Raw genomic sequence first — 25,315 nt, forward strand, 5'->3', positions numbered from 1 at the left:
GTGTTTATTGCCTTTGAATAAGATAATAAACACAACTTGTAAAAAAATTACGAACCCACGGTATGGCTTTTATGAAGCTAAATTGTGTTCGTGGTTTCCAACCAAATTTATATTGATAAATTGGGTTAATTAAGTAATGCGTATGGTGTAATACTGTGTAACCTGTTTGCCCTACAATTTTTTCAAAACGTTCAATGGAAATACCTGTTTCTTTAATCTCTAACATTTCTTCCCAATTTTCGCCATTACTTTTTAGTATCCATTTATAAATACTTTTTGGTAAAAGATGATAATAGGGAATTTTTGATAACCATTTGTTTTTACAAATTTGTTGGTGGCCACCCAATGGCATTTGCCAAGGAGGAAATCCAAAAAATATAACACCATTTTTGTTTAAAAACGTTTGCATATAGCGCATTAACTTGGGTTGATCATGTATGTGCTCAATTACGTCTTTTAAAATGATTACATCAAATGCACCTCCTAATTCATTTGCTGTAGTATCGTATATATTTTTTGAAATAAAATGTATTGCACCTCTCTCAATATCTTTTTGTAACCATAGCCTTGCATTTACCAACCTCGTTTCATCTAACTCAACGCCTACTCCTTTACAACCCTTATCAATAAAGGCTTTTAGCACACCACCTTCACCACAACCAATTTCTAAAATACGCATACCTGGTTGTATGCTGCATTTCTTTTCAATAAATGGCAGCACATAGTTATGGGTATTTTCTATTTGCATGTCAAAATACCGCTTTCTATCTTTATGAAATTCAAACATCGGCTGTTTCGTTTATTGGTGTTGCTTCGTCAATTTCAATTTTTAAATTATCAATAATGAAATCTTGACGACTCGGTGTATTTTTACCCATGTAATATTCTAATAAATCTTGCATGTGTTCACCTTGCTCTGGTATAAGTGGTTGTAACTTCATATTAGTACCAATAAAACGGGCAAACTCTTCCGGACTAATTTCACCTAAACCTTTAAATCGAGTGATTTCAGGCTTTGCACTTAGTTTTTTAATGGCTTGTTGTTTTTCATTTTCATCGTAGCAATAAATGGTTTCCTTTTTATCACGTACCCTAAACAATGGTGTTTCTAAAATATACACATGGCCATTCTTCACTAAATCAGGAAAAAATTGTAAAAAGAAAGTCATTAGCAACAAACGAATGTGCATTCCATCCACATCAGCATCAGTAGCAATTACAATGTTATTATAACGCAAACCTTCATAGCCTTCTTCAATATTTAAAGCATGTTGTAATAAATTGAATTCTTCGTTTTCGTAAACAATTTTTTTAGTAAGACCAAAACAGTTCAAAGGCTTACCCCTTAAACTAAATACTGCTTGCGTATTTACGTTTCGTGACTTGGTAATTGAACCACTTGCACTATCGCCTTCGGTAATAAAAATGGTACTTTCTTTTTGTTTTTCTATTACAACGTCTTTGTCTTTACCGGTAGGTTCATCGTTATAATGGTATTTACAATCTCTTAATTTTTTGTTGTGTAAGTTGGCTTTTTTGGCTCTTTCGTTCGCTAATTTTTTAATACCAGCAAGTTCTTTACGTTCTCTCTCATTTTGTTCAATGCGCTTTTTCATCGCATCAGCTACTGTTGGGTTTCTATGCAAAAAATTATCTAGCTCTTTTAATAAAAAATCGCCAATAAAATTTTTCATGCTTGGCCCATTTTCATAAACTGTTTGTGAGCCCAACTTTGTTTTGGTTTGGCTTTCAAAAACGGGCTCTTGCACCCTTACTGAAACAGCTGCACAAATACTACCACGTATATCAGCCGCATCATAATCTTTCTTAAAAAACTCTCTAATAGTTTTTACAAAGCCTTCTCTAAAAGCGGCCAAGTGCGTACCACCTTGTGTAGTAAATTGCCCGTTTACAAAACTATAATATTCTTCACCATAGCCATTTTCGTGGGTTATAGCAACTTCAATATCATCGCCTTTGAGGTGAATTATGGGATAACGCAACTCATCAACATTGGTTTTACGTTGTAACAAATCTAAAAGGCCATTTTTACTTACATAGCGTTTACCATTTAAATTCATTACCAAACCTGCATTGAGGTAACAGTAATTCCAAAATTGATTGTCTAAATATTCTTGTACAAAATGAAAGTTTTTAAAAATAGTTTCATCTGGTATAAACTCTACGAACGTACCGTTATCTTCTTTAGTAGCAATTTCTTTATGCTCCTTAACCAATTCGCCTTTATTAAATTCAGCTGTTTTTTCTTTGCCCTCTCTATAGGCGGTAACTTTAAAATGAGTACTTAAAGCATTTACAGCCTTTGTACCTACACCATTTAAACCTACACTTTTTTGAAAGGCTTTACTATCGTATTTAGCACCGGTATTTATTTTACTCACCACATCAATCACTTTACCCAAGGGTATACCTCTACCATAATCTCTAACAGTAATAATTTTATCGTTGATGGTTACATCAACATGTTTACCATATCCCATGGTATGCTCATCAATACAGTTATCAATTACCTCTTTTAATAAAACGTATATACCATCATCAGGACTACTACCATCACCCAATTTACCAATATACATACCGGGGCGAAGGCGAATATGTTCTTTCCAATCGAGGCTCCTAATTGAGCCCTCATCGTATGTAGATGTTATTTTTTCTTTTTCTGACATGCTATTTTTCCTAAAATATTTGGTGATACTGTGGCAAATGTTGCACTATGCTGCGAATATAAAGTAAGCCTTTAATAAAATACAACTATGTTTTTTCCACAAGTATCCTAAAAATGTTAGCAAATATATAATTCTTTTTTGTGTATCCATTTAAAAGCTGGCATTAACATACAAACAGTAAATTTTGGAACAGCATTTGAATCAACAACTTTAAAATAAGTGATATGAAAAAGATTCAATGGGTAGCTATAATGATGTTAAGTTTTATTGTGGCATCATGCAACAGCACACAAGTAATATCATCATACAAAGATGAAAAAGCGGTTATTAAAGATTACAAAAAGATTTTGGTATTGGGAATTTTTCAGCAAAAAGATAGGGCTTTAAGACAAGCAACTGAAGATGCATTAGCAGATAAATTGAAAGATAAAGGCTACAATGCAGTAACCGCTATGCAAGAGTTTGGACCAAAGGCATTTGATAAAGTACCTGAAGATCAAATAGCTGAAAAATTGAAAAACAGTGGTTTTGATGCGGTAATTACAACTGCTTTGCTTGATAAGAAAAAAGACCAAAGTTACCAGCCAGGCAATGTACGTTACCAACCTGTGGGTGTGTATTATAACCGATTTGGTAGATATTATACCACAGTTTACGATAGGGTGTATCAACCAGGTTATTATACCACATCAACGGACTATTATTTAGAATCAAATTTGTATGATATTAATTCTGGCGATATGGTGTACTCTGTACAAACACAATCGTACGATCCATCATCTGCCAGAAATTTAGCCAACAATAATAGTAAGCGTATTGTTCAAGATTTAGTTGATAATGGCATTTTAAAATAATAACATTGTTCAAGCAGCAGATAAATGCGAAGTTGTTATGACTTCGCATTTTTATTGTATACCTTTAAATAAAAAAATTGCAACCAATAATAACAGATAGGGTTTTTATAAAAGAAGCGGCTAATAATAATGAAGACAGACATGATGCCCTAAGAATGTATTTACAAAAAATGGATGGTGTAGTGCTTGATGAAATGGTGCATGCTATCAACGAAGTTGTTACACCATTGGTTGATTGTACCACTTGTGGAGGATGTTGTAGACAATTAATGATTAATGTAACCGATAAAGAACATGAAACTGTTGCAGCACATTTACAAATGAGTTCGGTTGCTTTTAAACAACAATATTTAGAAGAAAGTTTACAAGGTAAATTGATTATGAGTACAATACCTTGTCATTTTTTAGAAGCGTCTAAATGCACTATTTACGAACAACGTTTTAATGAATGTAGGGCATTTCCTCATTTGCACGAACCTAATTTTAAAGGTAGGCTATTCGGCACTTTAGTACACTATGCTATGTGCCCCATAATTTATAATGTTATTGAAGAACTACAGTATGCATCTGGATTTATGAATAGACCCAACACTACTGCCTAAAATTATTCATTGATGAAGGTTGAGAAAATGGTGGTTCCATAATTTCTTTCTGAAACATAATGATCAAATTTTCTATAATCGTTTCTCGGTGTGTGTTCTAAAATAAATCGGCCACCTTTTTTTAGTAAGTTTTTTTCGAAAATTCTTAATGGCAAATCATCTATAGTTGTTAATGCATATGGCGGACCGGCAAATATAAAATCATATTGCATGGAACAACTGTTGATGTACATAAACACATCACTTTTTACTACTTTAAAATTTTCGAAACCTAAAGTAGTAGCTGTTTTTTTAATGAATTCGTACATTTTGGTATCTTTCTCAACGATGGTAAGGTCGGGTACACCCCTACTTGCAAGTTCGTAACTAATGCAGCCCGTACCTCCAAATAAATCAAGTGTTACCAATTCTTCAAAGTCGAGTTGATTTTGCAAAATATTAAACAAGCCTTCTTTTGCAATATCAGTAGTTGGCCTTGTATGTGGCATATTAGTAGGAGGTGCAATACGCCTGCCACCATGGGTTCCGCTAATTATACGCATTGTGCTGCCGTTATTAAATGAGTAAAATATTGAGCTGGTATTGTTGCTACATCTGCTGCAACAGTAACATCAGCAGGCAATGTAGCTAACTGTACTGTTAAAAAATATTTGTAAATATTTTCATACAGGTATGAGTCAACCTCAATAAAACCGCCCAACTGTAAATGAACATGTACTGGTAAAATATCAAATTGTTCACAAACATTCAGTAAATGATAGCTTACATCTGTTGGATTTTTATAATCAAACAGTTGTATAATTTGTAAATGCTCATTTTTGTATAGTATTAATTTAATAGTACTATGGTATACGATACATTGTAAAAAATGAGGTGTGGGTGGTTGCTTTATTTGTAAAGCATTTGCATGTGTAAATATTGCTGTTGAAAAATGTTGTAACAAGGTATTTTCAATAACCGTTGGCACGGCATACAATAACTTCACCTCATTTAAATGTGCAACAGTTGTTACTTTAATTTTTTGAAGATGTACATTGGTAAAGAGTAATGCAGCAATGGCTTCTTTAGTATCATTTGAAAAATATGTTGTAGGTATTAAAGTGGCATTTTTAAAATTATAAACCACATTGATGGCTGAATATTGGGCAGACAATATATTTTCGTTATCAATAATATTGTTTAAATGAGCAGCATAATCTGTTGCAATAATATTTTTATCAAAATCAAACACATACAAACCCAATACCGTAAATGGGTTGCTATCGTAAATCAAGAAACAAATATCATTATCACCCACTTCAATCAATAATTTTTTTTGAGAGAAATCGGTAATAGTGGGAGGTATTTTAAATGCTATTTTCAAACCATGAATTTAAGCAGGCAAAATAAGATAATTTTGCTGACATATGAGTATTACAAGCACATTTAATGATTTAAAAGTTGAGGTTACCAATAAGCAAGTACTTTCAATTGCATTACCCATCACACTTTCCATATTTATACCCCAATTAAATATGTTGATTAACAGCATATTTTTAGGAAAAGTAAGTGGGGAGGCATTAGGAAATGCAGGTATTACTGGTGTATTTTATTTGATTTTTGCAGTGGCTGGTCATGGTTTAAATAATGCCATGCAAACCGTATTTTCAAAAAATGCTGGTAGCGGTAATCCTGAAAATTTTAAAACAATTTTATCGCAAGGCATTCGCATTAGTTTACAATTTGCATTAATAGGTATTTTGTTTACTTGGCTGGTTGCACCTTACATAATGCAGGCAGTAGCTGACCCAAAAGATTACCCACAAGAAATGCAGTTTTTAAAGATTAGAATATTGGGTTTGCCATTTTTATACCTATTTCAAATGGGTAATGCGTTTTTGGTAGCCTCACTCAACAGTAGGTTTTTAATGTTCGCATTTATTTGTGAAGCGGCTGTAAATATTTTGTTTGACTGGTTATTAATTTTTGGAAATGCCGGTTTCCCTGCAATGGGGTTTAATGGTGCTGCAGTAGCTTCAATATTAGCTGAGTTTACTGGTATGGCTGTGGTATTATCTGTTATAATAACAAGTGGACTAAAATCAAAATACCAATTACTACAGAGTTTTAAATTTCAAAAAGAAATTAATCAACAAATTTTGAAAGTATCGTTGCCATTGGTGGCACAATATGTAATAAGTGTTACCACTTGGTTGGTATTTTTTTTATTGTTAGAAGGCAGAGGCACCAATGCAAAAGCCATTAGTAACGTAATGCGGAACGTATTTGGATTAGCTGGTGTTTTTATTTGGGCATTTGCAAGTACATGCAATACAATGGTGGGCAATTTAATGGGGCAACAAAGGTTTAATGATATTTTGCCAGCCATAAAAAAAATCACTTTTTGGAGTATAAGTTTTTGTGCGGTACCAGTTTTAATTTTAAATATTTACCCTGAAGTATTTTTTAATTTATTTGGGCAAGATGAACAATTTATTAAAGAAGGTATTGCTGTAATTAGAATGGTTTCGTTAGGTATGATGTTTATGAGTATTGCTAATATTTGGCTCAATGGTGTAACTGGTACTGGCAAAACAAATATTAATTTAATGATTGAAATTATTGCTATTTCACTATACCTTGGTTATACTTACTACTTCATGAAAATAAATTACATGTCGCTGGCAATGGGCTGGAGTAATGAGTTTGTATATTGGTCTGTAATATTTACAATGTCGTTTTTATATTTACGAACAGGTAAGTGGAAACCTATCACATCATAAAAAAAGCCGCAAACAATGTTTGCGGCTTTTTAATTTCAAATAATAATTTAGTTAGCTGTCCATTTATTATTGCCAGCATTTACATCAGGAAATAATTTTTCAGCATCTATTGTTACTGCTTTCACCGCTTCTTTAACGGGTAATTTTACTTTAAATGTGCTGGTGTTGTTCCAAATTTCAACTGGTAAATTCATAGTACCTTTTACACCACTTACTGTTTCGTAACTCAACAAAACTGGCATGGCCATTTTCTCTAAATTTTCAAGCGTTACAATGGCTCCCTTTGTTTCACTAAAAGTTACATCCTTAATTGATTGATCTAATTTATAGTTCTCTATAAACCAACCTTTCCAAAACCAACTTAAATTTTCACCACTGGCATTGTCCATACTTCTAAAAAAGTCCCACGGTGTTGGATGTTTGTAAGCCCATTTTTTTATGTACTCTTTAAATGCATAATCAAATCTATCAGGCCCTAAAATATTATTACGTAATAAGGTTAATCCGTAACCAGGTTTGTAATATAATGCCGCTCCAATGTTAGCTTCCTTCATGGCATCAGGTGTATTTAAAATACTTTCACTTTGTGGACCAAATAAATAACCCATTAATGCTGATGGTGCAGGCTCAGTACCATCGTATTCACCTTTATTAAAATCTTTCAACGCTAAGGTATTTATGAAAGTATTGAAGCCTTCATCCATCCAACCATATTTTCTTTCATTACTACCTACAATCATCGGAAACCATGTGTGCCCAAATTCATGGTCTGTAACACCAAATAAATCGCCTTGTACAGCATTTGAACCACAAAAAACAATCCCAGGATATTCCATACCACCAATATTAGTAGCCACATTAGTAGCAGCAGGATAAGGATATTGAAACCAACGTTTACTATAATTTTCAACACTGCCTTTGGTATACTCAGTAGCCCTGCTCCAAGCTTTTACACCATTACTTTCAACGGGGTATACACTTTGTGCCAAAGCTTTTTTACCATCAGGTAAATTAATTTTTGCGGCATCCCAAATAAATGCTTTTGATGATGACCATGCAATATCTCTGCTGTTTTGAATTTTAAATTTCCATGTTAAAGTACCCGTAGTTTTTGGTCGAGATGATGGATTGGTCACCTCATCAGCCCCACGAATAATAACTGTTTTATCGCTCAACTTTGCTTCATTATAGCGTTTTAATTGTGTAGCGGTTAATACTTCTGCAGGGTTTAATAATTCGCCACTGCCTACTACAATATGCGATGCTGGTGCGGTGATGTTATATTCAAAATCGCCATATTCTAAATAAAATTCACTTGGGCCTAAATAAGGCAATGTGTTCCATCCTTCCACATCATCATACACACACATACGTGGATACCATTGTGCTACGGCAAATATTTTACCGTTATCAGTATTTAAAATACCACACCTATCAGCACCTTCTTTTGGTAATTCAAATGAATAATCAATTTTTATTTTGATGATATCACCGTTGGCTTTAAGTGCTTTTGGTAAACGAATTTGCATTCTAGTATCTGTAACAATATAATCAGCAGCCGCATTATCATTCACCAATTTTACAGAACCAATTTTTACACCACCATCAAAATTACTGTTAGAACTACCATACCTGCTTCTAGCATCTACCGGCATTCTAGCTTGTCCACGGCTATCTTTTGAAAATAAATTTTGATCTAAATACAACCATAAATAAGGTAAGTTGTTCGGACTATTATTTTTATATGTAATAGTAACGCTGCCCGTTATTACATTCGTTTCATCATTTAAACTAGCGTTTATTTGATAATCAGCCCTGTTTTGCCAGTAATTACTATTGGGTGAACCATCGGCCGCTCTTGTTGCACTACCGTCACCGTAAAATAATGGTGAAAACAATTGATGTGGATCATAGTTACTCGTTTTTTGAGCTGATGCAACAAATGTTAGGCTCATAAAAGCTAGCATAAATGCTATAGTTTTTTGCATAAATAAGTGTTTTGTTAAAGGTAATTATGGTGTAATTTATAAAACGTATATAATGTTTAGCGCTTTATTTTGATGATAAATGGTGATTATAATCTTACCAACAAACCAATACCATGGCTTGTGGTAGTGAATTGTAGCTTCTCCGTCGCCGCTTGTAATTTTTTACCATGCTTGTGTTGCAAATAATACATAACACCATCAAACAATAAAAGGGCGCCACCTTGCAACATAATACTTTCGCCGTAACCTTTTAGCTTCAATGCATTTTTTTTACTGTTGAACGAACGTTCTTTAATGTAGGCTCCACCTGCAATATATGCAGCATCTAATCCGATATTGAATAAGAAAAGTTTTTCGATTTGTTGTTGCTTGGTTAGGGTGCTGTTGAAAGAAGTTAATTCGCCTTTTTTTGAAGTTAATATACCTAAACCAACTATTCCTAACGTTACACTGTTCCAAATGGCATTCATTTCATGAAAGTATTTGGTTTTACCATTAGTTTGGTTGGCTGCAATGCTACCATAAATAATATTGGCACCTGCAAAACTGCCTAATACTTTTATACCGTTTTTACTGATTTTTTCTTGCTTTGCGTTGAATGTTTGTAGGGAAAATTGTTGTGCAAAAAGGTTATTGCAACAACTAAAAACGAACATCGTAAAAGTGTAAATAAACTTCATTATACAATGTAAGTATAATTTAAAATGTCACCATATTTACTGCCATTTTTTTAATAAGGTTTTGGCTTCTTCCTTAATACGAGGATCATCTTCCGTTTGATTTTTTAAAGTAAGCAAGTAATTAAGTTGTGCAATTGCTTTATCATCATCATCATTACGCCAATAGGCTTTGGCTAGTTCTAAGTAATTTAACGTGAAACCGGGGCTCAACATTTTTGCTTTTTCGTAGGATGATATGGATGTTTTAAGAGAAGCGGAAGGTATACCCCCATACATAATTTTTGCGCCTGCTCTTTCAATGGCATTGAGGTTGCTTACTTCATAATGCCATTTACCTAAAATATGCCAGCCTTTAAAATTACTAGGATTAACTGCAACAGCTTTATCAGCATAGGCTTTAAGCTCTCTTACAGCTACTATTTTTTCCTTACCACTCTTTAATAAAATAGTTCTACCAATGGCTAAAGCCATAGCTACATTGGCTTCATCGCTATTGGGGTATAAACGATATGCCGTTTTTGCATAAATCACAGCAGTATTGTAATACTCATCACGTACTTGGGTATTTTTTTCTCTAGCGCCAATTCTGCAACATAATTCGCTACATTTTACAAGTGCAACTAAATTATTGGGCTGTATTTTGAGTACTTCTTTAAACTTTAAGAAGGCACCTTTTTCGTTGGGGATGGCTTCAATTTTATGAGCATCTGCAATAATAGTATTTACATCTTGTGCAGATGTGCACAAAGTGATAAATAAAGATGTACATACAATTAACAACCACTTCATTATTAAAACGATTTTGAATAAGTAACGCCTACTGTTCCCGTAAAATTAGGGATTGGCGGATTTACTTTTTCAATAGTTATGTTAATTTGTATAATACGGGGTTCAGCAGCTTTAATTTCAGCTACAATTTGTTGTGCTAAAGTTTCAAGCAAAGCCACCGGTTGTTCAAAATTCTTTTTAATGATGGCGGCTATACCCACATAATTTATGGTTTGTTCTAAATTAGTGATACTGCCCTCTTCATGAAAAGATGTTGACACTGAAACTTCAAACCAAGCACCCGTAATACTTTCCTCATCATGCCAACCATGATGAGCAAAGTATTTTAGTTTATTCAAATGAATGGTAAACATTAGTGTAAGCCTTTTTCGCTTAAAAAACGTTCTGCATCTAAAGCCGCCATACAACCACTACCTGCTGCTGTTACGGCTTGTCGGTAAATTTTATCTTGCACGTCACCTGCTGCAAAAACCCCTTCAATATTTGTTTTAGATGTACCCGGTGTTGTTACAATGTAACCTGCATCATCAAGTGTGAGGTAATCTTTAAAAATATCGCTATTAGGTTTGTGGCCAATGGCAACAAAAAATGCACTTACAGGTATTTCTGTTTTTACGTTGGTTTGGTTATTTAAAATTCTTACCCCAGTAACTTTTTCTTCACCTAAAATTTCGTCTGTTTCGCTGTTCCAGTATACTTTAATGTTTGGTGTAGCCAATACCCTCTCTTGCATTACTTTACTTGCTCTCATTACATCTTTACGCACAATCATATGTACTGTACTACAAATTTTAGATAAGTACAATGCTTCTTCAGCAGCCGTATCGCCAGCTCCTACAATAGCTGCTTCTTTGCCTTTAAAGAAAAAACCATCGCAAACGGCACAAGCACTTACGCCATGCCCATTTAATTTTTGTTCGCTAGGTATGCCTAACCATTTTGCAGCAGCGCCAGTGCTAATAATTACCGCATCGGCTTCAATCCATTTTTCTTCATCAATTTCAACTTTAAATGGACGGCTACTAAAATCAACTTTGGTGGCTAAACCATAACGAATATCTGTACCCATACGAGCCGCTTGTTTTTCAAAATGAATCATCATTTCGGGCCCTTGAATACCTTCTGGATAACCAGGATAATTTTCTACCTCTGTTGTAATGGTTAATTGTCCACCCGGTTGTATACCTTGGTACAACACTGGTTTCATATTTGCTCTTGCAGCATATATTGCCGCTGTATAACCAGCCGGACCAGAACCTATAATTAAACAACTTACTTTTTCGTTCATTTTTTATCTTCTTTTTTGTTTATGTTATTTTAAGGTGCTATAATGGTTTTATATTGTACACCATAGCCACAAAATGCTCCTAATGCACCGTTTGAAATATTGCCTAAAACTTTATTAGGTTGTGCAAAAGGGTTACCAATACCTTGAAAAGCAAACTCCCATGTACTCCAAAAAGTGAAGGTAGACTGAGGGATATTGCAATATTTTAAAGTAATTGTATCGCCTCTTTTAAAGAAATTACTATCAGCTTTTGGCGGATTATTTCTATCAATACCTTGTGGCAATTGTACCGTAAATGTGGTACCATCAATGATTTGATCATCAAAAACTGAATTTTCACCGGGTAAAAATGGCCCGCTGTTTTTCTTTGTAAAATACCTTCCAAAATTACCTAAGCCAGCAGGGTCGGTTGAACGTAGTTGCAACGTTCGTAAAGTGGTATCAACCACAAAAGGTGGTCGCCTTGTAAAAATAGAATCTAATGTAATGTTATTATTAGGTATAAAAGTAGTGGCGGTGTACACTTTATTATCTACTTCAATACGTAAACTATAGGTTTTAGTGTATTCCCCAACAAAGGCAGTTGAAGGGCTGGTTAAATCATTACTATAAAAATAAGCAGTGTAGCCAGGGGCCAATGGCGTAGCATATTCTTTTAATTGATGGGTTTGCACACCATTAGATACGTATACTTTTGCATTTCTTACAAAACTATTCGCTAAAATTTGTGGATCAATTTTACTGAAATAACCTAAGCTTTTTGTCAATACAACAATAGGTGGTTGCCCATTTTCAATTTGTGCATCAACAACTAGTAACGGTTCAGCGGCTTTCACATCTAAATTAATATCTTTTTCACAAGCCGTAAGAAAAAGTAGTACAAGTGGAAATAGCCCTATTTTAAACTTTTTCATATTTTTTTCGTTGTGCAAATTTACGTCAATTTGAGTAAACGAAAAGAACCACTCTATAGTGGTTCTTAACATGTTGATTGATTGGTAAAAATTTACTGCAATACTATTTTTTTAGTACTGTTGATAGTAGCTGATTTTAGTTGCATAAAATACACTCCTTTAGCAAAGGCTGATAGATTGAGTTGTATGGTATTATTTGAATTATAAGTTGTTTTGTATTGGTGAACCAATACACCCATTTCATTGATGATATTGATCACCAAGGCTTCATTTGCAGCAGCATTAGTGAATGAAATATTAACAATATCTTTTGTTGGGTTAGGATAGTATTTTACAAAATCAATATTATCAACATCAAACAAGAGTACTTTTGTTGGTGAATAGGAAATCCTTCCATTTACATCAACTTGTTTTAAGCGATAGTAATTAGATCCTTTATTAGGACTATAATCAATAATACTATATGCTGTAGGGGTTGTTGTATTGCCTGCGGCAGCTACGGTTCCAATTTTATTGAATATAATAGCATCTGCACTTCTTTCAACATCAAAAAAAGCACTGTTTATTTCTTGTGAAGTTTTCCATTGCAGTAATGCGTTGTTTTTGTTTTGTTTAATGGCCGTAAAGTATAAAAGTGTAACTGGCAATGTACCTAAGGGTCTTACAACACTTGACCATCCATCGCCGTTGCCACCTAAATAAATAGTATTAAGGTTGGCTATATTTTTAAATTTTCCCCAACCATCACCACTACCACCAAAAAAATGGTGTTTACTACTATTGAGTTTACTTGTTTGTTCCATCCATCGCCTACACCACCACTAAAAATATTATTAGCCGTTGCAGTGTTTATATTACGGCTCCAACCATCGCCTATACCGCCAACGAAAATATGGTTAACAGCTACAGTATTTTTTGCAACATTTACACCATCTCCCAAACCACCCGTAAATATGTTGTTTGAAATAATATTGTTAGTTGCTTTGTTGACACCATCACCCCTACCTCCGAAAAAAATATTATTGGTTACAACACTATTTTTTACTGCTGAAAAACCATCGCCAGCGCTTCCAAAAAATATTGCATTATTAATTGGTTGTGCAATTATTGTAGTTATTTTTAGTAACAATATACAAATGGTAGCTATATAACTTTTCATAAATTATTTTTTTTGATGAAAAGATGTTATTCGCCTGTACGTACGCCACGACCGCCATTTGCAGTTGCTGGTGTGGTATAATCATTTATGCCAGCCGACCTATCAGATACTTGTAATTGAAATGTAACATTACCATTACCACCACCACGAAATAACACACAAGGGTTATTAGTACTTGATGGCCAGTTAGGCGTATTGGCTTCAGCAGTAGCAGTTAAAACACCATCACCATGTAAGCCCGTGTATGACCTGCCTTGTGCGTTACCTGCGTACACCGTTGGTTCAGCATTATTACCACTCATTTCCATAGCGCCGTAAAATGTAGCACCACTCGAAATTCGATTACTTGTAGCAGTTGCCAAGGCGCCACAGCGAATTACAATACTTGATGAATAAGATGCATTGCCTGTAGCCCAAGTTTCTGTTGCAGTATTTTGGGCCGTGGGTGTTGCCACTTGAGCAATGGTAGTATTACCCCATGCATATTCTAATGGTGATGGTGTATTGTTATTTCCCCTACATGCTTTTTCAAATTCAAATTCTGTCATTGGTCGCATTGCTGCCCAATCTAACCAAGCTAATAAATTTAATGGACTAAATCCTCTTGCAGCTTTTTCGGGAGAATTGGCAACCATATTGGGTACTAAACCTGTTGCGCCAATATTGTTTTTATTGGTTGCGTTTGTTTGATCAAGTGTGTTTAAAAAATCAACATATTGTTGTTCACTAAACTCATACTTCATTACCCAAAATGCATTGTAACCTTTAGGGTATGCGGCTGGTATAGAACCACTGTTTAAAAAAGAACCTGATGCAGTTAAATTACCAGCAGATATACCACAAGTTATTGCTGCTTCGCTTGTAATAGGGAACCAAGTATCCACCACACCATCTCTAAATTTAGATGTTTCTGTTGATGCGTTACCTAAGTTAAAAGCACCTGTTGGGCAATAAACCATTTCAACAGCATATACTTGTACTTCTACATTTTCGTTATCTAAAACACCATCTGCACCATAGTTCCAACGAAGTTGAGCTGTATTGTATGTTACATCACCAATACCATCAGTAGCTCTGTAAATCCATGCACCTTTACTATCGTTTGAGGGTTTTAAAACACTACCAGCCGGAGCGGTTTGTCCGGTTGCGTTTAATGTTGCATGTAACCAAACTGAAGTACTTTGTTTGCGATACTTAATAAATATCCAACAACCATCATAATTACTTTCGTTGGTGCTGGTACGCCAACTGTTTTTCCAACCAATATTAAATTGTACATTAGTGTAATGTGTATTTAACGCACCTGTGGTTGTTTGTCCGGTTAGTGATATAGCACTTACCAAAACATCATTTGCAAAAGTGGCTACACTTACCAAGGTTGCGAACATAATAATTAACAGCTTTTTCATGTGTTCGTTTTTAGATTTTTGTTTTTAAGTTGTTCATACAAATTTGAATTTTATACAATCGCTATATATACCCTGCTTTGGGTATTTATTGCATCTTAAAAAAAATCACTTTTATGAAATAGTAATGTTTGAATGAATTAATTAATAAACTTTAAGTTTTAATGAAAAGAATCAGCATCTTACTCATTTTATTGCTGCAATATGTGTTGCAAATTTTTGCACAATCAGCCGTCAACCAATTTATAAAAGCAAATGAAAACTTGCCGTATGAGCAAAAAATAGCTGAATACATTCATTACGGAACTATAGTTGGTAAACAAAATTTTGATGATGTAATTAAAATTGCATTGCAGGGTATTATATATGCAAATGAAAAAAGCGATAAAGTGAGTGTTGGTATTTTAGAAAGACAAATAGGCGAATCATATTATTTTAAAGGTGATTATAATAATGCAGCCAACTATTTAATAAGCTCTGTAAAAAAGTTTGATCAACTTAAAGATTTAAAAAACTTAGCCAATAGTTACAATGCCCTTGCAAAATTGTACCGTAAAACGGGTGATTTAAAGCGTTCGTTAGATAATTACAATAAGGCTATGCAACATTTTGAAACCTTGAAAGATTCAGCAGGTATAGCAATGATTTATAACGAATCAGGTGTAGTATTTGAGTATAAAGGTGATTATGCAGAAGCTACAAAACGATACAACACCTCATTACTGATTGATGAGAAACGGAAAGATACCACAGGTATATGTTATGCCTTAAGCAATTTGGCAGGCATTTATACTATGCAAAATAAATTTACACAAGCTGAAAGTTACTTACTACAATCATTGATGTTTAGAAAAAAAATGAATGATTCTCTATCACTAGGGTTAAACTACACTGATTTAGGCAATACTTATTTTTTATCAAAACAATATGCAAAAGCAATACAATTTATTGATACAAGTAATGTTATTGCACAACAATTAGGTTATGCCGAACTTAAAAGAAATAATTTCGCCCTATTAGCCAATATTGCAGAAGCCATGGGCGATTTTAAAACTGCACTCACCTATAACAAAATAAAAAACAACATCAACGATACTATTTTTTCTATTGAAAAATCAAAACAAATAGAAGAATTAAATACTCGTTACGAAACTGATTTAAAAGAATTTACTATTAATGAACAACGCAATAAAATTGTACAACAACGTATTATTTTAATAGGTACTATAATTTTAGTTGGACTTGGCGCTTTGCTAGCATTTACACAATATAGACGTTACCAATGGCGACAAGAAGCTAAGTTGCAAGCAGAACGATTTTTGCAACAAGAGTTTTCAGTAAAAGCCATAATAGATGCTGAAGAAGCAGAACGTAAACGAATTGCAACAGATTTACATGATGGTGTAGGCCAATTAATTAGTGCAGCAAAAATGAATTTATCGGCATTTGAAAATTGTACTACATTAGCTAGTGCTGATCAAAAAGTATACTTTGAAAGAATCGTTTCATTGGTGGAAGATGGATGTAATGAAATTCGTTCCGTATCGCACAATTTAATGCCCAATGCATTATTGAAAAATAATTTACCTGAAGCTATTCATGAATTTTTAAATAAACTAGATCATAAAAAATTGAAAGTTCATTTTGATAGTGATGGCTTCACTACCAATATAAGTAACAATATAGAAACTGTATTATATAGGGTTATACAAGAATGTGTAAACAATGTAATTAAACATGCACAGGCTAGTGAATTAGATATTTCAATATTTAAAGAGCAAAATGAAATTACGGTGACCATTGAAGATAATGGCGTAGGATTTGATGTTGCCAGCAATATGGAGAAAGATGGTATTGGTTTAAAAAATATATTAACTAGAATTTCTTTTTTAAACGGTACTGTAAATTTTACGAGTGAACCAGGTAAAGGCACTTGTATTATTATATATGTACCGGCATAAAAAAACCTTCTAATTGCTTAGAAGGTTTTAATTATTTTAAGATGATACTATCCTAAATATGCTTTTAGGGCACCACTGTATCTTGCTTTTTGTAAGCGTTTGATAGCTCTTTCTTTAATTTGGCGAATACGCTCTTTTGTTAAATCGTACTTATGACCAATTTGTTCGATCGTTACACCGTTTTCACCATCTAAACCAAAATAAGCATTTACAATTTCTGCTTCACGTGGGCTTAATGATTTTAATACACGGCGAATTTCACTTTTTAGTGAATCATGCATTACATCTTCATCTGTTTCTGAACCACCTTTTAACAAATCACCCATTGCAACGTCTTCTGCCTCATGTACAGGTGCATCTAACGAAGTATGTCGGGTATTACTTTGGAAAATATTGTTGATTTCAGTTTCACTCATTTCTAATAACTCTGCCAATTCTTCTGTTGATGGCTCTCTTTCATGCTCTTGTTCAAAAGCCATGTAAGCTTTGTTGGCTTTATTGTAAGTACCGATTTTATTTTGTGGTAAACGTACCAACCTACCTTGTTCAGCTAAAGCTTGTAAAATTGATTGACGAATCCACCACACAGCATACGAAATAAATTTAAAACCCTTTGTTTCATCGAAACGTTGTGCTGCTTTTATTAAACCTAAATTACCTTCATTTATTAAATCTGATAATGATAAACCTTGGTGTTGGTATTGTTTTGCAACCGAAACCACAAACCTTAAATTGGCTTGCACCAATTTATCCAATGCACGTTGGTCGTTCATTTTAATTTTCTGGGCAAGAATCGTTTCTTCCTCAGGTGTAATCATCGATATTTTTGAAATTTCTTGTAGATATTTCTCAACCGCTTGTGAGTCACGGTTGGTAATCTGAGTAGCTATCTTTAATTGCCTCATTTGTTTATATTATGTTCTGTATGATGTATATACGTAAAAGCGACTGCAAAGTTACAACTTTAATGCTGCTTTACGATAAATTTAATAGAAAAAATTTTGTTGTTTGGAGAATAATATCTATACAATAACCGTGCTAAAAATGCAATTAGAATAATATTATTGCTGTTTTATAGTTTTTTTATGACCCTAATTTTCTGCTAATTAGTTCATAAAAAGGTAGTTTAAAATATAATGTGCTGTTTTAATATTGCTTATTTAATTTTGTTTGAAATACATTTTTTCAAATTCACAAGTTTTTTAATGAAAATAGATTTAAGATCTGACACTTTTACCCAACCCACCGCAGCTATGTTGGCGGCTATGTTTAGTGCAAAAGTGGGTGATGATGTTTTTGGAGAAGACCCTACCGTTAATGAACTTGAAGCATATTGTGCAGCATTATTTGGTATGGAAGCAGCCATCTATTGCCCTACTGGCACCATGACCAACCAAATAGCCATCAAGTGCCACACCCAACCTGGTGATGAAATAATTTGCGATAAAACAAGTCATGTATATATTTATGAAGGTGGTGGTATTGCTTTTAATAGCGGCTGCCAAGTAAGGGCTATAGATGGAAATAGAGGCATGATAACTGCTGAAGATGTAGTAAATGCTATTAACCCTGATGATGTACATAAACCAATTACCTCATTGGTGAGTTTAGAAAATACTTGTAACCGTGGCGGTGGTAGTTGTTATGCTATTGATACTTTGCAGCAAATTAAGCAAGTGTGTACACAACATGGTTTAAAATTGCATTTAGATGGTGCTCGTTTATTTAACGCTTTAGAAGCTACCCAACAAAACGAACAACAATATGGTGCCATTTTCGATAGTATTTCAATTTGCTTGAGTAAAGGGTTGGGAGCCCCTATCGGTAGTGTTTTATTAAGTACTGCTGCTTATATTAAAAAAGCAAGACGTGTACGCAAAGTAATGGGTGGTGGCATGAGACAAGCTGGTTACATGGCAGCAGCTGGTTTGTATGCTTTAAAACATCACAAACCCATGTTGGCGTTAGATCATATACATGCAAAACAAATTGCAGATGCGTTACTGAATAAAGATTTTATTGGTAAAATGATGCCGGTAGAAACCAATATCATCATCTTTGAAGTGTTAGATAATGTTGGTACAAAAGCTTTTTGTGATTTTATGCAATCGCAAAATATTTATTGCTTAGCGGTTTCGCCAACGCAAGTACGTATGGTAACGCATTTAGATGTGAGCAGCGATATGGTGCAACATGTAGTTAATACTATTCATCAAATGTGATCTGTTATATAATCTTGCATTGTTATAAAAGTGGCATTTTGTTTTAATTCATTGATGAGCCTTATAAGTTTAGCTGATAATATTCCTTTACAATTTTTTTTGGTATAGCTAGGTATTTTATACGAGGTAATATCAATAAACTCCCATGGATGAAAATACAATGATAAAAAACCTTGCTTTTTTAAAGTATAAAGTGCCAACCTTTTGTATATCCAATATGGTAAATTTTTGAAGCTAAGCCAAAATAAAGGGAATCTAAAAAAGGGGGTTACAGATACAGGTACTATAGTAATTTCATCTTCAATTAAAGCTTTCGTGCTTTTATTTAAGTTGTTATAACGACCAGGTATGTATGTAGGATTAATTGATGAATCATATAGGTATCCTGCATTTTTAATTAGTGTTTTTTCTATTTGTTTAAATCGTGGCATTCTAAATCCAACTACTTCTTTTTCAATAATTTGCTCAAGAATTATTTTTGATTGTATTACATCATCTTCTTTAAAACTACCATGGTAGTAGCAGTGTGAAGCTATTTCGTGAAAATAAGCAGCTTTTTTTATTTCATCTTTATTATTATTTGCAAAATGTGCAGTTGTAAAAAGCGTAGCAGATACTTTGCATTGTTCAACGATAGACAATATTTCGTTTAAACCTTTTTTACCAATGGCTAATTGTTCATCCATCGATATTATGTCATTATATTCAATGGGAAGATCAAATTCTTCTACATCAAAAGTTAGTAATACAAATGCTTTGGACCTCATTGATTTATTTTAAAGTTTTCTAGAGAAATCTGTAAAAATTGTTTTTTATACACCTGCATGCAAATGATTAGCCACGTAATAAATGATGGTAAAGCTTTGATAGCATAAGGTCTTGCAATGTAAATACGAAACGAAGGTGTTAACAAATCTGAATAAGAGAATGATGTTACAACAAAAGCAAAAATAAAAAATATAGTATTGTAGGTTGTTTTATTTTGTAAAAAATACCAAAGGCAAATTGCCAGAAAAGCGATAATATAAGTTGGTGATTCAGCACTAGTGCTAAATATTACTACCATTAATAACACTGAACAAAGCAGGTAAGTTTTATAGCGAATATCATTGTAGTATTTCACATACAGACATTGAATTAAAAATAATATAACTGCAGGTATAAAAACGACTATATTTTTTAAATGTGTAAATTTAAAAATACGTCTAATCATACCCATTACACTGATATCTTGTAAATAATTTTGTTGTGTTATGTCTATGTTTTTGGCTGACTTTACTGTGAGTGCATGATACCAATCAATGTAAGATTGAATTATAAAATCAATTGAAGTAAACAATAAAGGTAAACTAATAAAAACAAGGCTCCAGCAAATTGTATAAAAAATGAATTTTCGTTTATTATCACTAAATAAAAAAAATGAAAGACCAACAATACCGTATAACTTAATAAAGGTAGCAAGAAGAATAAAAAATAGCGCTGTACCTTCTTTTTCTTTGATAATAAAGGAAAAGCCTAATAAAATACAGGCTGCAATAAATGCATTGCTTTGAAACCATGATGCTACATTCATCATTTCAACTGCGCTACAAATTATAATTGCCGATTTAATATTTTTTGAAATTGGTAGTTGTTGAATAGCATAATACAGTATAAATGCCGAAAATAATATCCATAAAAAGCTGCCCAAAATATTAGGAAGTATTGCAAAAGGAGCAATAACAACGCTAAATACAGGACCGTATAAATTTACATCTTCATATTGTTCTGGATAGGCCAAGTACAAATTTTTTTGCTGTATGGTATGCTCAAAAACCCCCTTAAATATATAGTAATTGTTAATGCCAGAATGGTTGACGAAAGATAAAGCAAGTGCTACTATTACTAAACCAAACCAAATTATAATCGATAGTGATTTATTGTTTAAAAATTCGCTACGCCTTATCATAACTCCTAACTTAATCATAGCTAATTGAAGTTAGTTTCTCTTATGATATACGAAGGTCTTCCTTTTGATTGCATAAATGTTTTACCTAAATAAAGCCCAATGATACCCATTACCATTAAATTTAGCCCTCCAAAAAATGCAATGGTAACAATTATGGAAGTCCAACCAGAAATTGCTATATGACACATTTTACTGAATATAGCATATGGTATATATAAAACCGACAGAAAAGAAAATACAAAACCAATATATATGGCTAAAGTTAAAGGTTTGGTGCTAAATGAAGTGATGCTATTAATAGCAAGTTTTACCAATACCTTAGGTTTATAGCTTGATCTACCGCCATATCGTTGTACGGGATTATATGGTAGTGCTAATTGTTTAAATCCCACCCACTTAATTAAACCTCTAAAAAACGGATTATCTTCTTTTAGGTTCAGTAATGCCTTTACTACATTTTTATCTAAAATTCTAAAATCAGAAATGCCATTTTCAAGAGAAACGTTTGTGATAATATTCATCACCTTATAAAATAGCTTTGAATTTAATTTAGATATTAAACTTGAATAAACGTTATCACTTTTCCTATAATAATAAACAACTTCCCAACCGTTTTCCCACTGTTTAATTAGTTCATTTATTAAAGATGGACAATGTTGTAAATCTGCATCCATTGTGATTAGTGCATCCCCTGTAGCTTTATCCATACCAGCCATCAACGCATTGTCTTTACCAAAGTTTCTTGAAAAACTAATATAGCTAATATGTTGATGTTTAGTGATAACATCTTTTATAATAGATAAGGTATTATCTGAACTACCATCATCAATAAATATGAGTTCCCATTCATATTGAGATAGTTGTTCAAAATTGGCATTTATTTTATTATATATAAATAAAATATTTTCCTGCTCGTTTAGAACGGGAAGCAAAATGCTTATTTTCTTAAGCATAAAAAAAATCGTTAATTTTGGTACTACAATATTACGCCATTTAATGTTTAATTTACTAGTTGTTAAGGAAATTTCTAAAACAGCAAAGTAGCTTCTAAATTTTTCAAATAATGTTTCCATCAATAAATCCCACCAATACAGCGGCTTGGCAACAATTAACTGATTTGTATAACAGTCAAAAAAATAACACCATAAAAAGTTTGTTTGATGCAAACGAAAAAAGGTTTCAACAATATTCAATTAAAGATGGAAATATTTTATTTGATTTCTCAAAAAACAATATAGATGAAAAAATACTATCCTCTTTATTAGCATTGGCAAATGAGTGTGGATTGAAAGATGCAATTAGTGCCATGTTTGAAGCCCTAAAAATCAATAAAACTGAAAACCGGGCTGTACTTCATACTGCGTTGCGAAATTTTTCTGGTAAACCAGTAGTGTTAGATGGTGAAGATGTAATGCCAGCCATAAAAGCAGTTCAACAACAAATGAAACAGTTTTGTGATGATGTGCATAGTGGTAATTGGAAAGGGTTTACCAATAAAAAAATAAAATACATTGTAAATATAGGTATTGGTGGTAGCGACTTAGGTCCGGTAATGGTTACTGAAGCACTAAAACCTTATTGGGTTGAAGGTATACAACCTTATTTTGTAAGTAACGTTGATGGAACACATATTGCTGAAACACTCAAAAAAGTTACGGTTGATGAAACCATTTTTTTAATAGCTAGCAAAACATTTACTACGCAAGAAACCATGACCAATGCTCAAACTGCTCGTACATGGTTTATTCAAAATGGTGGTAATGAAGCAGCTATTGCTAAACATTTTGTTGCTTTAAGCACCAACCAAAAAGATGTAGCAGCATTTGGTATTGACCCAAAAAATATGTTTGTTTTTTGGGATTGGGTTGGCGGCCGCTATAGTTTATGGAGTGCTATTGGTTTGAGTATTGCAGCTACTATTGGTTATAATAATTTTGAAGATTTACTAAAGGGTGCACATGCTACTGATGTTCATTTTGCTACAACCCCATTTGAAAAAAATATACCTGTTTTAATGGCTTTGATTGGTATTTGGTATCGTAACTTTTACGGCGCAGCTACTGAAGCCATATTGCCGTATGATCAATATTTACATCGCTTTGCTGCGTATTTTCAACAAGGTAACATGGAGAGTAATGGAAAATATGTTGATAGAAATGGTGAAAAAGTTAGCTACCAAACCGGCCCAGTTATTTGGGGCGAACCAGGTACTAATGGACAGCATGCATTTTACCAGTTAATACACCAAGGCTCTCAAATTATACCGGCTGATTTTATTGCTGCTGCAAAATCGCATAACCCTATTGGTGATCATCAAATGAAATTAATGAGTAACTTTTTTGCTCAAACAGAAGCATTAATGAATGGCTCACAACATGAAAACGTTTATCGGGTTTTTGAAGGTAACCGCCCTAGTAATTCTTTTTTAATTGAACGTATTACGCCATTCACATTAGGGCAATTGATCGCTTATTATGAACACAAAATATTTGTGCAAGGTGTTATTTGGAATATTTTTAGTTTTGACCAATGGGGTGTTGAATTAGGCAAAAAATTAGCGATTAATATTCAAGAGGAGTTGGTTACTAATGAAGTGGTTACAAGCCACGATAGCAGTACAAATGGGTTAATTAACCAATATAACCAATGGAAATAATTTAAAATTTCAGCATATGAAAAGTTTAATAATTGGATTATTATGTTTAACAACTTATGCTTCAAAAGCACAGCAAGTTCCACAATTGCAATTAAAAAAAGCAAAAGAACCACTCAGTTTAAAAGGTAGCATTATTGACAGTTACCAAGGTTTAAATAATTTGACATTGGATGTGAGTCAGCCTCCAAAAGCCACATCTGTAACAACCTTACCTTTAGATAATATGCACTGTTTGTTGGTAAATCTTAATTACTATATTAACAAAATGCCAGTAGCAGCTTTATCAAATAATGATGCAGTTGGTATACCAACCAAGAAATAAAAAAAGCGCACTTTTAAAGTGCGCTTTTTTTTATTATTTTATAATGTTTATAATGCCCCAATATCACCCGGATCCATTGACTTGCTTCGCTTCGATGCAAGTGAAGGGTCCATTTCAATGGCTTTATCGCACATGCCTTGTCCTTTTGCTTTTTGTCCCATTTTTTGGAAGGTTAAACCAGCTTGGTACAATGCTTTTGCATCTTTAGCATCAATCTCTAATAATTTCTGACAATAATCTAGCGAACGATCATATTGTTTTTGTTCATATAAAATTTGAGCTAAATCTCTAATAATTTCTTTGTTATTTTTTTTAGCGTAAATACCCATTAATTTTTCTTCACCTTTTCCATAATTACCTGAGTACAACAATGCGTAACCGTAGTTTTCATTAAAATCATTGCTAGCAATATATCCATTCGTTAACGCTGCTTCAAAAGCTGTTACGGCGCTTCTATAGTTATTGTTGTTATAATACAACAAACCTAATTCATAGGCCCAATTATTTTTTTCAGGTAATAAGCTCACTGCCTTTTCAAAATAAGGAACTGCTTTGCGATACGCTTCCATTTCCATATAGGTACGAGCCAAAGTGTAATTAGCTTGTGCATCGTCAGCTTTTTTAGCGATAGCTTTCAATAACGCTTTTTCGGCCAAAACATAGTCTTCTTTTTCATAATTACTCATGCCAATAATTCTATCAGTATTACCACAAGTAGTGCATTTTGATGCAAATTCAATGGCTTTATCCCATTGGCGATAATTGTAATACAAGTCAGTTAACGCTTCAATTACCTTGCTATTACTTGGTTGTAATTCGTATGCTTTTACTAAATTAGCTTTAGCTTGATCGGTTTTACGCATCTCAATATTTACTGCGGCATTTTCAATATATGCTTCTGTAAATGATTTATTGAAAGAAATAGCTTTTTCAAAATGGTTTGCGGCTACCAAGTAACGTTTGGCATTTTTTTCAACCATACCTTTTTCAAAATAAAATTGTGCACTATCAGAAGGCACAAATGCAAATGCTTTTGCAGCAAAAATTAGTGCTAATATGCTCAACAGATTTTTCATA

Annotated in this window: 25 protein-coding genes; 7 read left to right on the forward strand and 18 right to left on the reverse strand. The window is 33.3% G+C overall.

Features of this window, described 5'->3' with window-relative positions:
- Positions 1–4: 4 nt before the first annotated feature.
- Together ACFOWM_RS01635 and ACFOWM_RS01640 are read right to left on the reverse strand one after the other, a co-directional pair.
- Positions 5–787: a class I SAM-dependent methyltransferase gene (locus tag ACFOWM_RS01635; protein ID WP_379706153.1), complete on the reverse strand. Its 783-nt coding sequence runs from the start codon at positions 785–787 to the stop codon at positions 5–7.
- Entirely contained in the window at positions 780–2,687 is a 1,908-nt protein-coding gene (locus tag ACFOWM_RS01640; RefSeq protein WP_379706155.1) for a DNA topoisomerase IV subunit B, read from the reverse strand. The genes ACFOWM_RS01635 and ACFOWM_RS01640 overlap by 8 nt, the downstream gene beginning before the upstream one ends.
- Positions 2,688–2,911: 224 nt before the next feature.
- On the opposite strand from ACFOWM_RS01640, the gene ACFOWM_RS01645 reads away from it, so the two are divergent.
- Together ACFOWM_RS01645 and ACFOWM_RS01650 are read left to right on the forward strand one after the other, a co-directional pair.
- The gene (locus ACFOWM_RS01645) at positions 2,912–3,541 is read left to right on the forward strand and encodes a hypothetical protein (protein WP_379706157.1); all 630 of its coding nucleotides are present in this window, start codon (positions 2,912–2,914) and stop codon (positions 3,539–3,541) included.
- Positions 3,542–3,618: 77 nt separating this feature from the next.
- A complete protein-coding gene (locus ACFOWM_RS01650; protein ID WP_379706159.1) occupies positions 3,619–4,143 on the forward strand; it encodes a YkgJ family cysteine cluster protein in 525 nt (174 codons plus the stop codon).
- Positions 4,144–4,145: 2 nt separating this feature from the next.
- On the opposite strand, the gene ACFOWM_RS01655 is transcribed toward ACFOWM_RS01650, so the two are convergent.
- Together ACFOWM_RS01655 and ACFOWM_RS01660 are read right to left on the reverse strand one after the other, a co-directional pair.
- On the reverse strand, positions 4,146–4,685 hold the full coding sequence (locus ACFOWM_RS01655; RefSeq protein ID WP_379706161.1) for an RsmD family RNA methyltransferase: 540 nt from the start codon (positions 4,683–4,685) through the stop codon (positions 4,146–4,148).
- Complete coding sequence (locus ACFOWM_RS01660) at positions 4,676–5,506, reverse strand: DUF3822 family protein (protein WP_379706164.1); 831 nt, start codon at positions 5,504–5,506, stop codon at positions 4,676–4,678. Before ACFOWM_RS01660 ends, ACFOWM_RS01655 begins: the two co-directional genes overlap by 10 nt.
- 43 nt (positions 5,507–5,549) lie before the next feature.
- On the opposite strand from ACFOWM_RS01660, the gene ACFOWM_RS01665 reads away from it, so the two are divergent.
- Positions 5,550–6,905, forward strand: a complete 1,356-nt coding sequence (locus ACFOWM_RS01665; protein WP_379706167.1) for an MATE family efflux transporter — start codon at positions 5,550–5,552, stop codon at positions 6,903–6,905.
- A gap of 47 nt (positions 6,906–6,952) precedes the next feature.
- On the opposite strand, the gene ACFOWM_RS01670 is transcribed toward ACFOWM_RS01665, so the two are convergent.
- The 9 genes from ACFOWM_RS01670 to ACFOWM_RS01710 all read right to left on the reverse strand — a co-directional run bounded on the left by ACFOWM_RS01670 (position 6,953) and on the right by ACFOWM_RS01710 (position 15,132).
- Complete coding sequence (locus ACFOWM_RS01670; protein ID WP_379706170.1) at positions 6,953–8,893, reverse strand: M1 family metallopeptidase; 1,941 nt, start codon at positions 8,891–8,893, stop codon at positions 6,953–6,955.
- Between the two features lie 86 nt (positions 8,894–8,979).
- Complete coding sequence (locus tag ACFOWM_RS01675; RefSeq protein WP_379706172.1) at positions 8,980–9,573, reverse strand: DUF6992 family protein; 594 nt, start codon at positions 9,571–9,573, stop codon at positions 8,980–8,982.
- A 36-nt stretch (positions 9,574–9,609) separates the two neighbouring features.
- A complete protein-coding gene (locus ACFOWM_RS01680; RefSeq protein WP_379706175.1) occupies positions 9,610–10,362 on the reverse strand; it encodes a hypothetical protein in 753 nt (250 codons plus the stop codon).
- 2 nt (positions 10,363–10,364) lie between these two features.
- On the reverse strand, positions 10,365–10,715 hold the full coding sequence (locus tag ACFOWM_RS01685) for a dihydroneopterin aldolase (protein WP_379706178.1): 351 nt from the start codon (positions 10,713–10,715) through the stop codon (positions 10,365–10,367).
- The gene (gene trxB / locus ACFOWM_RS01690; protein WP_379706181.1) at positions 10,715–11,650 is read right to left on the reverse strand and encodes a thioredoxin-disulfide reductase; all 936 of its coding nucleotides are present in this window, start codon (positions 11,648–11,650) and stop codon (positions 10,715–10,717) included. The genes ACFOWM_RS01685 and trxB overlap by 1 nt, the downstream gene beginning before the upstream one ends.
- Positions 11,651–11,679: 29 nt before the next feature.
- Entirely contained in the window at positions 11,680–12,564 is an 885-nt protein-coding gene (locus tag ACFOWM_RS01695; RefSeq protein ID WP_379706184.1) for a DUF4249 family protein, read from the reverse strand.
- Between the two features lie 92 nt (positions 12,565–12,656).
- Positions 12,657–13,367, reverse strand: coding sequence for a T9SS type A sorting domain-containing protein (locus tag ACFOWM_RS01700; RefSeq protein WP_379706187.1), 711 nt, complete (start codon positions 13,365–13,367; stop codon positions 12,657–12,659).
- Complete coding sequence (locus ACFOWM_RS01705) at positions 13,283–13,723, reverse strand: hypothetical protein (protein ID WP_379706190.1); 441 nt, start codon at positions 13,721–13,723, stop codon at positions 13,283–13,285. The genes ACFOWM_RS01700 and ACFOWM_RS01705 overlap by 85 nt, the downstream gene beginning before the upstream one ends.
- A 26-nt stretch (positions 13,724–13,749) precedes the next feature.
- On the reverse strand, positions 13,750–15,132 hold the full coding sequence (locus ACFOWM_RS01710; protein ID WP_379706193.1) for an SUMF1/EgtB/PvdO family nonheme iron enzyme: 1,383 nt from the start codon (positions 15,130–15,132) through the stop codon (positions 13,750–13,752).
- Between the two features lie 161 nt (positions 15,133–15,293).
- On the opposite strand from ACFOWM_RS01710, the gene ACFOWM_RS01715 reads away from it, so the two are divergent.
- Positions 15,294–17,090 (forward strand): tetratricopeptide repeat-containing sensor histidine kinase, encoded by a 1,797-nt coding sequence (locus tag ACFOWM_RS01715; protein WP_379706196.1) that lies wholly within the window; start codon positions 15,294–15,296, stop codon positions 17,088–17,090.
- A 47-nt stretch (positions 17,091–17,137) separates the two neighbouring features.
- On the opposite strand, the gene ACFOWM_RS01720 is transcribed toward ACFOWM_RS01715, so the two are convergent.
- Complete coding sequence (locus tag ACFOWM_RS01720; RefSeq protein ID WP_379706199.1) at positions 17,138–17,995, reverse strand: sigma-70 family RNA polymerase sigma factor; 858 nt, start codon at positions 17,993–17,995, stop codon at positions 17,138–17,140.
- A gap of 300 nt (positions 17,996–18,295) precedes the next feature.
- On the opposite strand from ACFOWM_RS01720, the gene ACFOWM_RS01725 reads away from it, so the two are divergent.
- A complete protein-coding gene (locus tag ACFOWM_RS01725) occupies positions 18,296–19,312 on the forward strand; it encodes a threonine aldolase family protein (protein ID WP_379706201.1) in 1,017 nt (338 codons plus the stop codon).
- Here ACFOWM_RS01725 and ACFOWM_RS01730 read toward each other — a convergent pair.
- Genes ACFOWM_RS01730 through ACFOWM_RS01740 form a run of 3 tightly spaced genes read right to left on the reverse strand, consistent with a single transcriptional unit; the run spans position 19,303 to position 22,333 of the window.
- Positions 19,303–20,079 carry a polysaccharide deacetylase family protein gene (locus ACFOWM_RS01730; RefSeq protein WP_379706204.1) on the reverse strand — a complete coding sequence of 259 codons (777 nt, stop codon included), beginning with the start codon at positions 20,077–20,079 and terminating at the stop codon, positions 19,303–19,305. The two genes, ACFOWM_RS01725 and ACFOWM_RS01730, sit on opposite strands and share 10 nt — an antisense overlap.
- Complete coding sequence (locus tag ACFOWM_RS01735; protein WP_379706206.1) at positions 20,076–21,278, reverse strand: glycosyltransferase family 87 protein; 1,203 nt, start codon at positions 21,276–21,278, stop codon at positions 20,076–20,078. Before ACFOWM_RS01735 ends, ACFOWM_RS01730 begins: the two co-directional genes overlap by 4 nt.
- A gap of 2 nt (positions 21,279–21,280) precedes the next feature.
- Positions 21,281–22,333, reverse strand: a complete 1,053-nt coding sequence (locus ACFOWM_RS01740) for a glycosyltransferase family 2 protein (RefSeq protein WP_379706209.1) — start codon at positions 22,331–22,333, stop codon at positions 21,281–21,283.
- Between ACFOWM_RS01740 and pgi the strand changes: the two genes are divergently transcribed.
- The gene (gene pgi, locus ACFOWM_RS01745; protein WP_379706211.1) at positions 22,324–23,916 is read left to right on the forward strand and encodes a glucose-6-phosphate isomerase; all 1,593 of its coding nucleotides are present in this window, start codon (positions 22,324–22,326) and stop codon (positions 23,914–23,916) included. The genes ACFOWM_RS01740 and pgi overlap by 10 nt on opposite strands.
- A gap of 16 nt (positions 23,917–23,932) precedes the next feature.
- Positions 23,933–24,238, forward strand: coding sequence for a hypothetical protein (locus ACFOWM_RS01750; RefSeq protein ID WP_379706214.1), 306 nt, complete (start codon positions 23,933–23,935; stop codon positions 24,236–24,238).
- A 47-nt stretch (positions 24,239–24,285) separates the two neighbouring features.
- On the opposite strand, the gene ACFOWM_RS01755 is transcribed toward ACFOWM_RS01750, so the two are convergent.
- A complete protein-coding gene (locus tag ACFOWM_RS01755; protein ID WP_379706217.1) occupies positions 24,286–25,314 on the reverse strand; it encodes a tetratricopeptide repeat protein in 1,029 nt (342 codons plus the stop codon).
- Position 25,315 lies beyond the last annotated feature (1 nt).

The sequence above is a fragment of the Ferruginibacter yonginensis genome (assembly GCF_042651465.1).
Lineage (GTDB): Bacteria > Bacteroidota > Bacteroidia > Chitinophagales > Chitinophagaceae > Ferruginibacter > Ferruginibacter yonginensis.